General features: G+C 67.3%; 15 protein-coding genes. 8 read left to right on the top strand and 7 right to left on the bottom strand.

What is annotated here, in order from left to right:
• Positions 1-30: 30 nt before the first annotated feature.
• Positions 31-387, bottom strand: coding sequence for a nuclear transport factor 2 family protein (locus IEW02_RS16110; RefSeq protein ID WP_188545837.1), 357 nt, complete (start codon positions 385-387; stop codon positions 31-33).
• A gap of 22 nt (positions 388-409) precedes the next feature.
• On the opposite strand from IEW02_RS16110, the gene IEW02_RS16105 reads away from it, so the two are divergent.
• Positions 410-2,338, top strand: a complete 1,929-nt coding sequence (locus IEW02_RS16105) for an APC family permease (protein ID WP_188545836.1) — start codon at positions 410-412, stop codon at positions 2,336-2,338.
• On the opposite strand, the gene IEW02_RS16100 is transcribed toward IEW02_RS16105, so the two are convergent.
• Positions 2,285-2,752 (bottom strand): hypothetical protein, encoded by a 468-nt coding sequence (locus IEW02_RS16100; protein ID WP_188545835.1) that lies wholly within the window; start codon positions 2,750-2,752, stop codon positions 2,285-2,287. The two genes, IEW02_RS16105 and IEW02_RS16100, sit on opposite strands and share 54 nt — an antisense overlap.
• A 99-nt stretch (positions 2,753-2,851) precedes the next feature.
• On the opposite strand from IEW02_RS16100, the gene IEW02_RS16095 reads away from it, so the two are divergent.
• From IEW02_RS16095 to IEW02_RS16085, 3 genes are all read left to right on the top strand, one after another.
• Positions 2,852-3,784, top strand: a complete 933-nt coding sequence (locus tag IEW02_RS16095) for a ribokinase (RefSeq protein WP_188545834.1) — start codon at positions 2,852-2,854, stop codon at positions 3,782-3,784.
• Between the two features lie 82 nt (positions 3,785-3,866).
• On the top strand, positions 3,867-5,417 hold the full coding sequence (locus IEW02_RS16090; protein WP_188545833.1) for an acyl-CoA carboxylase subunit beta: 1,551 nt from the start codon (positions 3,867-3,869) through the stop codon (positions 5,415-5,417).
• 29 nt (positions 5,418-5,446) lie between these two features.
• Positions 5,447-6,313, top strand: coding sequence for a GGDEF domain-containing protein (locus tag IEW02_RS16085; RefSeq protein WP_188545832.1), 867 nt, complete (start codon positions 5,447-5,449; stop codon positions 6,311-6,313).
• Here IEW02_RS16085 and IEW02_RS16080 read toward each other — a convergent pair.
• Positions 6,294-7,724: a HAMP domain-containing sensor histidine kinase gene (locus tag IEW02_RS16080; protein ID WP_188545831.1), complete on the bottom strand. Its 1,431-nt coding sequence runs from the start codon at positions 7,722-7,724 to the stop codon at positions 6,294-6,296. The genes IEW02_RS16085 and IEW02_RS16080 overlap by 20 nt on opposite strands.
• Positions 7,721-8,401, bottom strand: coding sequence for a response regulator transcription factor (locus IEW02_RS16075; RefSeq protein ID WP_188546167.1), 681 nt, complete (start codon positions 8,399-8,401; stop codon positions 7,721-7,723). The genes IEW02_RS16080 and IEW02_RS16075 overlap by 4 nt, the downstream gene beginning before the upstream one ends.
• Before the next feature lie 284 nt (positions 8,402-8,685).
• On the opposite strand from IEW02_RS16075, the gene IEW02_RS16070 reads away from it, so the two are divergent.
• Both IEW02_RS16070 and IEW02_RS16065 read left to right on the top strand, forming a co-directional pair.
• Positions 8,686-9,066: a hypothetical protein gene (locus tag IEW02_RS16070; RefSeq protein WP_188545830.1), complete on the top strand. Its 381-nt coding sequence runs from the start codon at positions 8,686-8,688 to the stop codon at positions 9,064-9,066.
• Between the two features lie 140 nt (positions 9,067-9,206).
• A complete protein-coding gene (locus IEW02_RS16065; RefSeq protein ID WP_188545829.1) occupies positions 9,207-10,025 on the top strand; it encodes an Fpg/Nei family DNA glycosylase in 819 nt (272 codons plus the stop codon).
• Positions 10,026-10,032: 7 nt separating this feature from the next.
• Here IEW02_RS16065 and IEW02_RS16060 read toward each other — a convergent pair whose 3' ends face one another.
• From IEW02_RS16060 to IEW02_RS16050, 3 genes are read right to left on the bottom strand one after another with little or no spacing between them, the layout of a single operon-like run.
• A complete protein-coding gene (locus IEW02_RS16060) occupies positions 10,033-10,854 on the bottom strand; it encodes an LLM class flavin-dependent oxidoreductase (protein ID WP_188545828.1) in 822 nt (273 codons plus the stop codon).
• Positions 10,851-11,678, bottom strand: coding sequence for a poly-gamma-glutamate hydrolase family protein (locus IEW02_RS16055; RefSeq protein ID WP_188545827.1), 828 nt, complete (start codon positions 11,676-11,678; stop codon positions 10,851-10,853). The genes IEW02_RS16060 and IEW02_RS16055 overlap by 4 nt, the downstream gene beginning before the upstream one ends.
• A gap of 51 nt (positions 11,679-11,729) precedes the next feature.
• Complete coding sequence (locus tag IEW02_RS16050) at positions 11,730-12,899, bottom strand: beta-ketoacyl synthase N-terminal-like domain-containing protein (protein WP_188545826.1); 1,170 nt, start codon at positions 12,897-12,899, stop codon at positions 11,730-11,732.
• Between the two features lie 155 nt (positions 12,900-13,054).
• Between IEW02_RS16050 and IEW02_RS16045 the strand changes: the two genes are divergently transcribed.
• Positions 13,055-14,671: a sensor domain-containing protein gene (locus IEW02_RS16045; RefSeq protein WP_188545825.1), complete on the top strand. Its 1,617-nt coding sequence runs from the start codon at positions 13,055-13,057 to the stop codon at positions 14,669-14,671.
• 89 nt (positions 14,672-14,760) lie between these two features.
• A complete protein-coding gene (locus IEW02_RS16040; RefSeq protein ID WP_188545824.1) occupies positions 14,761-15,078 on the top strand; it encodes a hypothetical protein in 318 nt (105 codons plus the stop codon).
• Positions 15,079-15,089: the final 11 nt, after the last annotated feature.

Genomic DNA, 15,089 nt, shown 5'->3' with positions numbered 1-15,089 from the left:
CGGTGACCAGCAGCTCGGAGAGCCCGCCGCTCAGCTCACGGCGTCGTCGGTCGTCATCCCGGTGGACGACAGCGCGGTCTCGATGTCGTCGTGCCGGAAGATCGACGTGATGTGATCGTGCACCACCCGAAACGAGGCCGCTTCGGTCGCGGAACCGGTCACGGCTTCCTCGACCACGACGACGCCGTCGCGGTAGTACATCTGTCCCGGCGTCAAGGTCACTTGCGGATCACTCGCCCACTCGCGCAGCGCGGCGAGTCCCTGTGAAGCGCCGTCTGCGGACGCCACCTCGATGTCGTCGCTGGCGAGCGTGAGGACGGTGTCGACGTCCGACGCGTTCAGGGCGTCGTGCCAGGCGAGGACGGTGGCAATTTCCGAGGTGCTCATAGGACGAATATAGATTGAGCCGATGGAGTCACGCCTGGGCGGATGGTTGCTCGCCGACATCACCGAGGAACCGTCCGGCCATCTCGGCCCACACCGCAAACCGACGAAGGTCGAGCACACCCATCCGTGGTGGAAAGTCATGTGTCTGACGGGTGTCGACTACTTCTCGACACTCGGCTATCAGCCGGCCATTGCCGCACTCGCGGCGGGAACGCTTGCGCCGATAGCGACGGTCGTTCTCATCGTGCTCACTTTGTTCGGTGCGCTTCCGGTCTACCGCCGCGTGGCGCGCGAGTCGCCGCGAGGTGAGGGCTCGATCGCGATGCTCGAGAAGCTCCTGCCGAAGTGGGGCGGCAAGATCTTCGTGCTCGTTCTCCTCGGATTCGCAGCGACGGACTTTCTCATCACCATCACACTGTCGGCGGCCGACGCGTCCGCGCACGTGATCGAGAACCCTTTTGCGCCTGCAGGTCTGAGCAATCAGCAGGTCGTCATCACCCTGGTCTTTCTGGCGCTGCTGACTGCGGTGTTCCTCAAGGGGTTCACCGAGGCGATCGGAATCGCGGTCACCCTGGTCACCATCTACTTGACGCTCAATTTCGTCGTGGTCGTCGCCGGGTTCGTCGAGATCGCGCAGGCACCGTCGAAGATCACCGACTGGACATCGGCGATGACGACCGAGCACGGCAATCCGCTCATGATGATCGCGATCGCCCTGGTGGTGTTTCCGAAGCTGGCGCTCGGACTGTCCGGCTTCGAGACCGGTGTGGCCGTGATGCCGCAGATCGAGGGCGATGCCGACGACACCGACAAGCGGCCGACCGGCCGCATTCGCGGGGCGCGCCGATTGCTCGCGACCGCCGCCATCATCATGTCCGGCTTTCTTCTGTGCTCCTCCGTCATCACGACCATCCTGATTCCACAGGAGGAGTTCCAGCCGGGTGGGGGCGCCAACGGCAGAGCGTTGGCGTATCTGGCGCACGAACATCTCGGCGAGATCTTCGGCACGGTGTACGACCTCAGCACCATCGCGATTCTCTGGTTCGCCGGCGCGTCGGCTCTGGCCGGATTGCTCAACCTCGTGCCGCGTTATCTTCCGCGGTACGGGATGGCCCCGGAGTGGGCCCGTGCGGTCCGACCGCTGGTTCTGGTGTTCGCCGCCATCGCGGTGACGGTCACGATCTACTTCGGCGCCAGCGTCGACGAGCAGAGCGGGGCCTACGCGACCGGTGTTCTCGTGCTCATCACGTCCGCGTCCGTCGCGGTGACACTCTCGGCGAGGCGTCACCGTCAGCGGGCACTGATGTACATGTTCGCGACCATTGCCGTCGTCTTCGTCTACACCACCATCGCAAACGTCATCGAGCGTCCCGACGGAGTGAAGGTGGCTGCGTTCTTCATCTTCTCGATCCTGTTGATCTCCTTCCTCTCGCGCGTGAACCGCGCCTTCGAACTGCGCGCGACGTCCATCGAATTCGATTCCACAGCACAGCGTTTCATCGACGAGACGTGCCGACTCGGAACCGTCGAAATCGTGGCGCACGACGCCGATCGCCTCGACGTCGACGAGTACACCGAGAAGGCGCGACAGCAACGAGCCGACAGCCACCTTTCCGATTCGGCGCCCATCCTGTTCCTCGAGGTCAACGTGGTCGACTCGTCCGATTTCTCGACCGATCTCTACGTCCACGGGCGGCAACGCGGGCCTCATCGCGTGCTGTGGGTGAACAGTCCCGCGGTGCCCAACTCGATAGCCGCTGTCTTGCTTGCCATCCGCGACGACACCGGAATCAACCCGAACGTCTATTTCGAATGGTCGGAAGGCAATCCGTTGATCAACCTGCTGCGGTTCCTGTTCATCGGAGCCGGTGAGGTGGCACCCGTGACCCGAGAGGTCCTACGCCGTGCGGAGAAGGACCTCTCGCGTCGGCCCCGCGTCCACGTCGGCTAGCCCGAGCACGGCGGCTCCGCCGCAGCCGACCATGGCCAGCACGTCACCGGCGCGGATGTCGCCGGGAAGCGTCGTCGCACCCAACGGCGTTCGTGCCGAGACGATGTCGAACAGGGCAGTGAGCCCGACCGGGTGCCGATTGCTCACGGCCGCCGCAGCAATCGGCGTCCGGCCGCTACCGCCGTCGACGAGGACCGTCGAGCCGCTGACCGCGAGCACGCGGGTCACCGTCACGGCCGGGGAAGCCCCCGATCGCAGCACCGCCACCCCGAGCGTGTCGACGACCTCCTCGAGGTCCATGCCGCCGACCCGCATCGCGCCGTGCACGCACTCCGTCGTAGGCGGCCAGAGTTCGGGGTCGAAGCGCACCGGCGCCGCGGCACGAAGGGAGGGGAGGACGTCGAGGATGCTCACGGGTCCAGAGTGCGGCCGCCGCCGGGTGAGCGTCGACGGTCTTGACGCGATGTTGACGTACCGAGGTGCCGTTCTGACGACATCAATAGAGTGACGCCGGTGAGCACCGAACCTCCTCTCGACGTCCTGGTCGTCGGCTCCCTGAACGCCGACCTGATCGTGCGCACCGAGCGATTTCCTCGCGGGGGTGAGACCGTGCACGGCGACGACCTGATCGTGGGCGCAGGCGGCAAGAGTGCCAACCAGGCGGTCGCGGCGTCGAGACTCGGGAGTCGCGTCGCGATGATCGGCGCGGTAGGGGACGACGCTCACGCCGACATCGTGCTGGCCTCGCTCGACGCCGCCGCCGTCGACATCACCCGAGTCGAGCGTATCGAGGACGCGGTCACCGGCACCGCGGTGATCACCGTCGACGCGGCGGGCGAGAACACCATCGTCGTGAGCGCAGGCGCGAACGGCCGACTCGCTCCCGCGTCGCTCGACAGACACTTGGACGCGTTCGACGGAGTGCGGGTGGTCTGCCTGTGCTTGGAGGCGCCGCTCGAGGTGGTGCGCGATGCCGCCCGCCGGGGGCGCGACGCCGGGGCGCGAATCCTCGTCAATCTGTCGCCGTTCGAGGCCGTCACCGACCTGCTCGAACCGGGTGACGTGCTGCTGGTGAACGAGCACGAACTCGAGCTGCTCGTCGACGGGCCCGTGCACGACTGGACAGATGTGGTCTCGACGCTGGCCACGCTCTCGATACGAACCGCCGTCGTCACGCGCGGCGCCCGAGGAGCGGTGGTTCTGGACGCGGACGGTGATCCCACCGTCGTGATCGTTCCGGCGCCGTCGGTCGAGCCGGTGGACACCACCGGTGCCGGAGACGCCTTCACCGGCGCGCTGGCCGCACGTCTCGCGGCAGGCGAAAGTCTCTCGGACGCAGCAACTTACGCCGCCAGGGTGGGCGCCTACGCCACTCTTCGGGTGGGCACGCAGAGCTCGTACCCCGATCTCTCGACCCTCGAAGGCTGGGCCCCGGAGGCGCCCTGACCCCGATGTGAGAATTCACAGCCGTTTCGGCATCCGTATCGTCCGCGAGCGGGGGCTGCTGGAACGACAAAAGGGGTTCACGGTGAAGACAACGGCAGACAAGCTCGCGGAACTGCGCCACAAACTCGACCTGGCCGACAACGCCGGCAGCGTGAAGGCGATCGCCAAACGTAAATCGCTCGGACTGCCCACGCCACGTGAGCGAATCGACATGATTCTCGACCGGGGCAGCTTCGTCGAGTACGGCGCCCTCGTCAAAGCCGTCGGGAGTCCCGACTACGCGTACGGCGACGGCGTCGTGACCGGCCGCGGAACCGTCGAAGGGCGTCCCGTCGTCGTGTACTCGCACGATCAGACCGTCTTCGGCGGCAGCCTCGGCGAGATGTTCGGCCGCAAGGTCTGCGCCATCATGGAACTCGCGGTGAAGATCGGGTGCCCGCTCATCGGCATCAACGACTCAGGCGGCGCCCGGGTGCAGGAATCGGTGAACTCCCTCGCGTTCTACGCCGAGATCGGGAAGCGGCAGGCCATGATCTCCGGTCTCGCGCCCCAGATCTCGATCATGCTGGGCAAATGCGCCGGCGGCGCCGCCTACTCACCTGCCTGCACCGACTTCGTCGTCGCCGTCGAGGACCAGGCGTACATGTTCGTCACCGGTCCGGAGATTCTCGAGAGCGTTACGGGCGAGAAGATCTCCATCGAAGACCTCGGCGGTGCACGCGCCCAGGCCAGTTACGGAACCGTCCACCACGTCGCCAAGACGGAGACGGACGCGTTCGAATGGGTGCGGACGTTGCTGGGCTACCTGCCGACCAACTGCCACGAGGACACCCCGCTCGTGAACCCCGGAATCGAGCCCACCGTCACCGACTCGGACCGCGGCCTGAACACCTTTCTGCCCGACTCCGACAACGCGGCCTACGACATGCACGACGTCCTGATCCGCCTCTTCGACGACGGCGAGTTTCACGAGGTCAGTTCGGAGTACGCCCCGAACGTGATCACCGGCTTCTCCCGCGTCGACGGACGCACGGTGGGCGTGATGGCGAACCAGCCGCTGTACCTCAGCGGGGCGCTCGACATCAAGAGTTCGGAGAAGGCGGCCCGCTTCCTCCTGATCTGCGACGCCTACAACATCCCGATCATCTCGGTGGTCGACATTCCGGGGTACCTGCCCGGCCTCGAACAGGAGAGCGGCGGTGTGATCTACCGCGGTGCCAAGTTGCTAGCGGCCATCATCGAGGCCACCGTTCCCAAGGTCACCGTGGTGATCCGCAAGGCGTACGGCGGCGGTTACGCGGTGATGGGGTCGAAGAACTTGGGCGCCGACATCAACTTCGCATGGCCGACGGCGCGCATTGCGGTGATGGGCGCCGAGGGTGCGGTCGCGCTGCTCAAGAAGAGGGAGATCGAAGCGGCCGGGGACCGTGGACCCGAAGTGCGGCAGGGCTTCATCGACTTCTACAACGAGTTCATCGCTACCCCGTACATGGCTGCCGAGCGTGGCTTCATCGATGCTGTCATCGAACCGGCCGACACCCGACTCGAATTGCGTCGAGCGCTGCGGCTGCTGCGCGACAAAGAGCCCCAGTACGTCCCGCCGCGGCGACGTTCGTTGCTTCGTCCCGTCTGAATCGCCCGCGCTCTCGGTAAAGTCGGCTCGTGGGTGTCGACGAACAGTGGTACCGAATTCTCTTCGAGTGCAGTCCGGTAGGAATTGCGCTCGCGGACGAGGACGGTCTGCTGGTGATGATGAACGAGGCGTATTGCACGGTCCTCGGCCGCAGCGAAGCCGAGCTTCTCGGCATGTCGTCCCGCGGGTACACCCATCCCGACGACCTCGCGCAGCACGCCGCCATGGAACAGACCATGTCCGATGCGCGGGCACGCGGCGAGCAGTTGCGCGTCGAGAAGCGCTACATCCGTCCCGACGGGTCGGTGCGGTGGGGGTGGGTCGCAGCGGAAGCCGTCGTCGGCCCGTCGGGGGAGCGGTGGACGATGGCCGTGGTCAACGACACCACCAGCCGCCGTCTCGCCGAGGACGAACTGAACACGCTGGCCTCCACCGACCCCTTGACCGGGTTGCTCAACAGGCGGGGTTGGCGTGATCGGCTGCGTCTGCTGGCGTCGACCCCTGATCGAGGACAACCGCTGACGCTCGCGGTCCTGGATCTGGACCACTTCAAGTCCTACAACGACGCCCACGGCCATCACGCCGGCGACGACCTGATCGTGGCGTTCGCCCATCGGATGCAGGAGGTAGCCGGCGCGCGAGGACTGTGCTCACGTTGGGGCGGTGAGGAATTCGTGCTAGCGCTTCCTCGGTCCGACGCACCCGTCGCTGCCGCGATCCTGGACGAGTTGGCGGCCGTCGCCGCGTCGATGCCCGGGTGGGTCACGTTCTCCGCCGGGTACTCGACGACCCGACCGGGCGAGAGCTTCTGGGAGTGCTTCGACCGCGCCGACATGTTGCTGTACCGGGCGAAGCGGGAGGGTCGAGGGCGCGCTCTCACTGATGAGGCAGTGTGATTTTCGATAGAGGCAGTGTGATCTCGAACGACGAGCCGACGTCGGGTTCGTTTCCGACACAGACGATCTCGCCGCCGTGCTGACGTACCAGCGTGCGCGCAATGGCGAGACCGAGGCCGGATCCGTCCGATGACGACCGCGCGTTGTCGAGTCTGACCATGCGGTCGAACACACGCTCGCGGTCCTCGGGCGCGATGCCGAGGCCGTTGTCGCGCACGACGATTCGAGCGCCGTGGTCGGTTCCTTCGACGGACACGGTGATGTCCGTGCCGGGTGGGTTGTGCCGGCGCGCGTTGTCGGTCAGGTTTGCGAGCACCTGCGCCATCCGCACCCGGTCGACGTTCGCGACGACCGAGTCGCCGACGACGGTCACCGCGGTCTCGGGTGCGAGCACCCGCACCCGGTCGGCATCGGCGCGCACGAGTTCCACCAAGTCGACGGGCGCCGTGGTCAGATCTGCGGTCGTCTCGATCCTCGCGGCGGCCAGGAGGTCGTCGATCAGCCGAGCCGCGTGGCGAGCCTCGCGAACCATCAACAGCTGCAACCTCTCCCGCACGTCCGCGTCGGCCTCCGGGCCGGCGCGCAACAGCGCCTCGGCGGCCGCCGCGACACCCGCCACCGGTGTGCGCAGATCGTGGGCGGCGTCGTCGAAGAATCGGCGCGTACGGGCGGCGCCGTCACGTTCGCGGACTTCCGCCCCCTCGAGTGCATCGAGCATCTCGTCGAAAGCCGCTGCCGTCTCCCCGAGTTCGGTGCGTGCGTCGTCGGGCTTCAGCCGGTGCCCCCGGTTGCCGGTGGTGATCGAGCGGGCGACAGCAGTCATCGCCCGTAACGGCCGAAGACCCCGAGAGACAGCCAGCGACAACGCAAGTGCGGCCAACGCCGCCGCGGCGAGCACCACGGGAACGAGGATCAACAGAAGCTGCCGTCGAATATCGGAGATGGCCGACGCGTCGACCGCCACTGTCAGGACCGAGCCGTCGGACAGCGTCGACGTCGACACCTGCGTTTCCGTCACCTCAGCGGGAGGTGCGGGATCAGGGGGAGTCGGCGCACCCGACGGCGTACCGGGACCACCGGAGGGGGGAGACGGCGGCTTCGGTGCGTCTGCTGCAGGACGGAGAGCGAGATTGCCGTACACCCTTCCGTCCGTCGTGATCAGCTGGGCCGCAATGTTGGGTCCGGTTGCGGCAGCGACGATTTCCGCCGGCTCGGAGCCGCGGTCGAGCATCTGCTGTGCGGTCGATGCTCGGCCCGCCAGACCGCTGGTGGCCGATGAACGGAGCTGCGCTTCGAGAAGAACGCTCGTGGCCACCACGACGACGACGAGGACGATCGCCATCACTGACATCGCCGAGAGAATCAGCCGACGTCGCAGCGATGCCGTGTGCAGGGTGGACGACTCGGTCATGCGGTGAGCACGTACCCGATGCCGCGACGCGTGTGCACCACCCGCGGACCGTGGGCCTCCAGTTTTCGTCGGAGCGCACTCACGTGAACCTCGACCAGGTTTGCGTCGTAGTTGTCGTAACCCCACACCTGCGTGAGGATCTGCGTCTTGCTCACCGTTCTCCCGCGCTGCGCGGCGAGATACGACAGGAGGCGCCACTCGGTGGTGGTCAGCTCCAGGTCGTGCCCTCCGCGCGTTGCGTCGCCGGAGTTGGTATCCAGCACGATGTCACCGACCGTGACCGCACTGGGGACGCGGCCCATCCGCCGCAGGACCGACTCGACTCGCGCCAGCAGTTCGGCCATCGCGAACGGCTTCACCACGTAGTCGTCGGCACCGGCGGCGAGCCCGTGAACGCGGTCCTCCACGGCGTCACGCGCGGTCAGCAGGATGACTCCGGCGCTGCTGGTCCCGCGGACCACCTTCATCAGTTCGATCCCGTCCCGCCCCGGAAGCATGATGTCCAGGATCACCAGGTCGGGCCGAAACGAGTCCAGGAGCTTCTCGAGCTCGCGGCCGTCGGAGCATTCGTGGACCAGAGCTCCCGAGGCATCGACGTCCGCCGCCACCGCAACGCGAATGGACTCGTTGTCCTCGACGACCAGGACGCGCGGACGGGGTGGGCTCACGGACACCATCATGCGGGTCGGGCCTGAAGAGTTTCTGAAGACCACGCCCTCTTCAGGTCGGCTTCAGGTTTCCTGCCAATGCTCGGGTCAGTCGGTTCCGCACCAGTCGGAGCCGGAAACGTCACGAGGAGGAATTTTCATGAACGGACTATCGACTGCCCGCCGGACTCGCGTCCTGATCGGGGGCGGCGTGCTCGCCCTGGGTATCGCCTGCGGCGGATCGGCCGTCGCCCTCGCCGATGGGGGTGGCGGCAGCAGTGCCCCCTCCACGACGGAGAGCCAGGCGCCGAGCAGTGACGCGCCCCAGGCAGATTGCCCCACTCCGCCCGCACCGCCCGCCGGTGGTCCTGCGGGAGGACCCGCCGCAGGAGGGCCAGCGGCTCCGCCTGCACCGCCTGCTGATGGATCGACGCCGCCGGCTCCGCCTGCTCCGGCGGATGGTTCGACGCCGCCGGCTCCGCCTGCTCCGGCGGATGGTTGCCGCCGGCTCCGCCTGCTCCGGCGGATGGTTCGACGCCGCCGGCTCCGCCTGCTCCGGCGGATGGTTCGACGCCGCCGGCTCCGCCTGCTCCGGCGGATGGTTCGACGCCGCCGGCTCCGCCTGCACCTCCGGCTGCCGGGTGCACCCCGCCGGCACCGCCCGCAGGATGCACGCCGTAGGACCCATCGAGTAGAGCGCACACGGGTTTCGTCGACCGCACACACCCTGCAGTCGACTGGAACCCGTGTGCGGTCGCCACAACCGGTGTGCGCTCCAGCGAATCGTTCGGACGGCGCGCGTACTTCGAGTCTCGATCGTGTGTAGAAAAGAAGGGTGCCAGAACTTCCCGAAGTCGAGAACGCCCGACAGGTCGTCGAGAAGGGTCTGCATCGAGTCATCACCGACATCGACGACCGCGACACCTACGAGTGCCGCCCGCACCGGCCAGGAGAGATCGCCGACGCCCTCGTCGGCGGGCAACTGGTGCAGGCCAACCGCCGTGGCAAAGCGATGTGGTGCGACACGGTCACGGCCGACGGTTCCGCCGGGCCGACACTCGGCATGCACCTCGGGATGGGCGGCCGGATCATCGTCACTGCACCCGAAGGGGATCAGCAGTCCTCCTACGGCGGTGGCGATCCGCACGTCGGCGTCCGCGACACCGACAAGCCGGAGTGGACTCGATTCACGATGACCTTCGACGACGGTGGCCAGCTGCGGTTGTTCGACAAGCGCCGTCTCGGGCGGGTGCGGCTCGAGCCCGACATCGACGCACTCGGTCCGGACGCCGCAGAGATCGACCGCGATCAGTTCCGCGAACGCATCGGCAAGAGCACCACCGCGCTCAAGGCACGACTGCTGGATCAGGCGGTGCTGTCCGGTGTCGGGAATCTGCTCGCCGACGAAGTCCTGTGGCAGAGTGCGCAATCGCCGTCACGTCGCGCGAACACGTTGACCACGGAGGAGCTCGACGACCTGAGAAAGCAACTGCGCAAGTCGATTCGGGCCGCAATCAAGCACGGGGGCGTCCACACCGGCGAGATCATCCCGTCCAGGAAAGCGGATGCGACGTGCCCACGATGCGGTGCACCGATGGTTCGCGGCACCGTCGGCGGACGTACGACATGGTGGTGCTCACGAGAGCAAGCCTGACCACTCGTCAGAGCGCAGCGGCCACGTCCTGCGCGACGAATTCGACGAAGCCGACCGGATCGGGTTCGTCCGGCGTCGGTTCGAGAACGACCGAATCTGCTCCGGCCGCAGCGTATTCGCGCACGACCGCCGCAATGGCCGCTGCGGTCCCGCCGGCAGTGACTCCACCCGATTCCCGTGCACTGCTCACGTACACGACGAGGTGAACCGGATCGGTGCGGCCCACCGCGTCGCGTCCTCGCTGAACGGCAGTGCGCGCCGCGGTGACACCGTCGGGCGTGGTCTCGGACGTCAGGACGGTCCAGTCCCCGATGCGTCCGGTCGCCTCGAGGGTGCGCGGTCCGGTGGCGGCCACCCCGATCGACGGCACCACTTGCGGTGGCCAATCGAGGGTGACGGACGCGAGTTCGACGTACCTGCCACGAACGTCGACGGTCTCCCCGCGCAGCAGCGCCGATACCGCCCCCACGTATTCGTCGAGGAGAGTGAGGGGTGACGCTACGCGAGCGCCCACCTGGCCCATCCAGTCCTGCACTCCGTGTCCGAAGCCGGGGTGAAACCTGCCGGGGAACATGCGAGCCAGCGTGGCGACTTCCATCGCCGCAAGAGCAGCGTTGCGTAGCGGGACCGGAAAGACGCCGACGTGGATGTTCAGGTTCTCCGTCCACGCGAGAGCGGTTGCGGCGGTAGTGAATCCGCCTTCGAGAAAGCAGTCCTCCCAGAGCCACAGCTGGTCGAGCCCGGACCGGTCGGCGGCGGTGGCTACACCCCGCAGGTCCTCCGGAGGCAACTGCGGACGGAACACGACACCGAGTGCGGGAGAAGTCATACCGCAAATGTAGCCAAGGTCGAGGCCACCGCGTCGGCGATTTCGCGCCAGAACCTGGCCCTCACCCGCAGCCCCTGTTCGAGCTGCAGGGAACCTTCGTCGCCGGCGCACAACCGGTTCACGATGTTGCGGGGATCGCGGCCGCTGTAGCGGCTCTCGGGTTCGGCGAGAACCACCGGGAAACCGAACGGACCCACGACTGCCGTGACCGCCTGTGCGACGGCCCGTCGTACCGTCGACGGTAACGTCCCACCGACGACCACCCCGTCGAACGAGCAGCCGTGGAAGGCGACGGTGCGCTCGAAACCCCTGTCCATCAACGGTTTCAGGATGGGAAAGCAGTCGGGGCTCAGGCGGGTCGACGGCACGTGCCACCGTGCGAACGCAGCAGTCGGGGACCACGCCCGAGCCGACCAGGCGGAGGCGTTGCCCAGCACTGCGGCCAGTCGCTCGGCCTGCGCATCCGTAGTCGGTTCGATGTCACCTCCGTGCGGCGCGATGGCGATCAGCGACCGACGGTGCCCGTCGTCGACGATCCGTTCGACCATCTCGAGCTGCGCTCGCGCTTCGTCGTCAGTGAGAGACGATGCGGTACAACAGGAGTCGAGTAATGCGGTGGTTGCGTCGAGCCGGGCGAACCGCGTCGGCGACACCACGGCGCAATCGGATCGTGTCAGTGCTGAATCCACGGCCACCGTCACGAGCATCGGTCCGTAGGAACGGGTGATCACCCGTATCTGTCGACCGGAGGTGACACCACGGCCCGCGCCGATGCGCACGACATCGGCCGGGCAGTCGGCACTCGCCCGCAACGTGACGTCCATCGACCCAGTGTGGACCCGGCGGTACCGGGTCCACACTGCGGCCTCACGACGTCACGCGGGTGGCGCCAGCACCACCGCGGAGTTGTGCCCTCCCATTCCCAGTGACGATTTGAGCGTCAGCCCGTCCTGGAGTTCGGTCGGCCCGTCGAGAAGCCGTGGGTGTCCGGCCGACACCATCGGCGGGGCGGGGATGACGCCGTGCTCGAACGCGAGCGCTGTAGCTGCGATCTCGACCGACGCCGCCGCTCCCTGGCAGTGGCCGACCAGCGGTTTGACCGAGTAGATCTCCGGGATCGACGAGAACACCGTGTCGAGGATCGTGGCCTCGGCGCGGTCGCACTGGGCAGTTCCGGGACCGTGAGCGTTGATGTAGCGAATGCTCTCCGCAGCGACCCCCGCGTTGTCGAGGGCGTCGATCACGCACCGCCGGACGTGCGTGAGTTCGGGATCGACCGACGTCACGTGGTACCCGTCGTGGGACATCGATCCGCCGAGAACGTCGAGGTAGGGGCGCTCCACGTCGCGGGAGAGAACGAACGCGACCGACGCCTCGCCCGCGGGGAACCCCCGACTCCCCTCTTGGAAGGGCCGGCACGCGTCGAGCGGTTCGGCGTCCACCACACTGACGCCGAGTGCGGTGAAGTGTTCGACGTTCTCCGGCGTGGTCGACAGATCCGTCGAGACGAACACGACGTCGTCGGCGATGCCCGCGTCGAGCCACATCTTCGCGGTGATCAGACCGGCGTTCCCGGACGAGCACATGGCCGACAGGTTCATCGCAGGACCGTGAAAGTCGAACTCACGCATCAGCTTCGACACCGTGGTTGACGGCATGAGGGTGAGGTAGTCCCGCACCCGCCGATGTCCACCTTCCTCGCCGAGGAAGCTGCGCCATTCATCGGCTTCCGACAGCACCACCGCGTGCAGGAATCCCACCGTGCGGCCGGGGGTCCACCCCCGCCCGCGGGCGTCGGTCAAGGCTTCGCGCACCGCGGCTGCCGTGGCCCGTCCCGACCGACTGCCGTCCCGCTCCTCACCGCCGTGCGGAACCCGCGACAGCCACACTTCCTCGTCGCGCTCGACCCCGTACCCACCGACCAGCTGGGCGGCGGGCTTGCCGCTGACGAGTCCGTTCCACAGAACGTCTCGACCCCATCCGTATCCGGTGACGGTTCCGAGTCCCGCGACGGCCATTCCTCGATCTATCCGTTGTGCCTGCATCGTGTCCTCCTGTAGGGGGTCGCCTCCTGCGGGCGACCACACCTTGATTAACGCCGATGGACACGGCATTCTGCAGCCCGTACCGGGACCGAGAACCGACTCTCAGGTTTCTAGGTCATGATGTAGTTCACAGACGGGCCGGAGCGGGGAGCAACATGAACGATCGGGGTGCCGACGAGCGGTATCGCCGGCTCGTCGACCACAGTCCCGACGCCATCTGCGTGCACGAATCGGGGCGCGTGGTCTACGTCAATCCGACCGCTGTGCGGTGGATGGGAGCCCAGTCGAGCGACGATTTGGTCGGGCGGTCCATCAGCGACGTCATCGCACCGGAATCCGTCGCGGCAGTCGTCGCCCGCATCGCCACGTTGCGCGAGGAGGGAGATGCGTCGGAGCCTTCCGAAGCCGACCTCCTGCGCCTGGACGGGCAGACCATCACGGTCGAAGCCGTCTCCGTTCGCACCGTCTGGGAGGGGCGACCCGCCTACGAAGTGGTGTTCCGCGATCTCACCGCGCAGAAGGCCGCCGAATCGACCCTGCGCTTCCAAGCCGCGCTCGTCGAACACGTCAGCGACGCCATCATCTCGACCACCTTCGACGGGACCGTCACCAGCTGGAACCCGGCCGCGGCAACCATTTACCAACTGACGGCGGCCGACGCGATCGGCCGGCCGATTTCCGACGTGGTCGGCGCAGACCTGTCCCCGGCGTCGATCGTCTCGGGAGGCGGTGTCTCCCACGAGGTACACAGCACCGCCGACGGGTCCACCCGTGTGGTGCGGGTGTCGGCCGCGCCGATGGCCGACGGTTACGTGCTGATCTGCACCGACTCCACGGCTCTGCATCGGGCCGAGCAGCATTTCCGCACCGTCGTGACCTCGCTCGACGAGGGAGTGGTCGTCATCTCGCGGGCCGGCACGGTCGAGAGCGCCAACCCGGCTGCGTGTCGGATCCTCGGTCTGCCTGTCGCCGACGCCACGAACTCCGCGCGTTGCGAGGACTTCAGCCTGCCGATGTTCACCGCCGACGGACAGCCTCTGGACATGCTCGATCATCCGGTGATGCAGACCCTGCGCAGCGGCCGCGCCAATCCGGGCTACGTGATCGGAGTGGCGCGAGCCGACGGACAATTCGTGTGGCTGGCGGGAAGTTGCTCCCTCCTCAATCCGGACGACCCCGAGCACTCGTCGCTGGTGACCTCCTTCACCGACATCACCGCCGAACGCGACGCCACCCAGCGTCTGGAGTTCCGGGCCACCCACGACGTGCTCACCGGTCTGCCCAACCGCGCTGCCGTCGTGTCGGCGATCGGGTCGGCGCTGACGGTGCCGTCCGCGTTGTCGGCGGCGGTGCTGTTCATCGACCTGGACCGGCTCAAGACCGTGAACGACACGTTGGGTCACCGAGCGGGAGACGCGGTGCTGCGGACGGTGGGAGATCGTCTGCGCCGTGCGGTCCGTCGAGTGGACGTCGTCGGCCGTCTGGGCGGGGACGAGTTCGTCGCGTTGCTGCTTGGTGGGGTCGACCGAGTCGATGTCGACCGTCTGGCGGACCGTCTGCACGCCGCGCTCGCAGGCGTGACCGAAGTCGACGGCTCCGACGTCACGCTCGGCGCGAGTATCGGCGTGGTGATGTTCGCCGGTGGCGACTCCCGCACCGCCGAACAGATTCTCGAGGACGCCGACTACGCGATGTACGAGGCGAAGGTGGCCGGCGGTGGACGCACCCGCCACCTCGACCCGCAGACCAGAGCCCGGGTCGGTCGGCACTGAGCCGCGGCCGGGGTCGTCGAGTCTCGAGGCCGACGAGTACCGGTCCCGGGGTCGCCGAGCTGCGGCGGGTCGCGCCTAGTGTTGAGCTCATGGCCAAGACTGCGATCGACCAATGGGACACGATGCATCAACGTCGTCGCGTTGCCCTGTTCCACAACCCGTCCGTCTCCAGTGAACTGGTCGACACGATCGAGGTCCGCAAGGCCGCCCGGCAGGCCTGGTTCGACGGCCTGACCCCCGCTCAGCAGACGGTGATGATCGAGAGTCGACATGGAGATGTCCCGCCGGAGCTGTACTCGGTCCTCGATCAGGAATCGGTGGACGGCAAGGCGCTGGTTCTCGACAGTGAACTCGTCGACTTCCTCGAGTACGTGGCTCAGCGAGACGGCCTCGCCCCTCGCCCGTGACGACGGCGAAG

The organism is Rhodococcoides trifolii, from assembly GCF_014635345.1.
Lineage (GTDB): Bacteria > Actinomycetota > Actinomycetes > Mycobacteriales > Mycobacteriaceae > Rhodococcoides > Rhodococcoides trifolii.
This window is presented reverse-complemented; position numbering and strand designations above follow the sequence as displayed.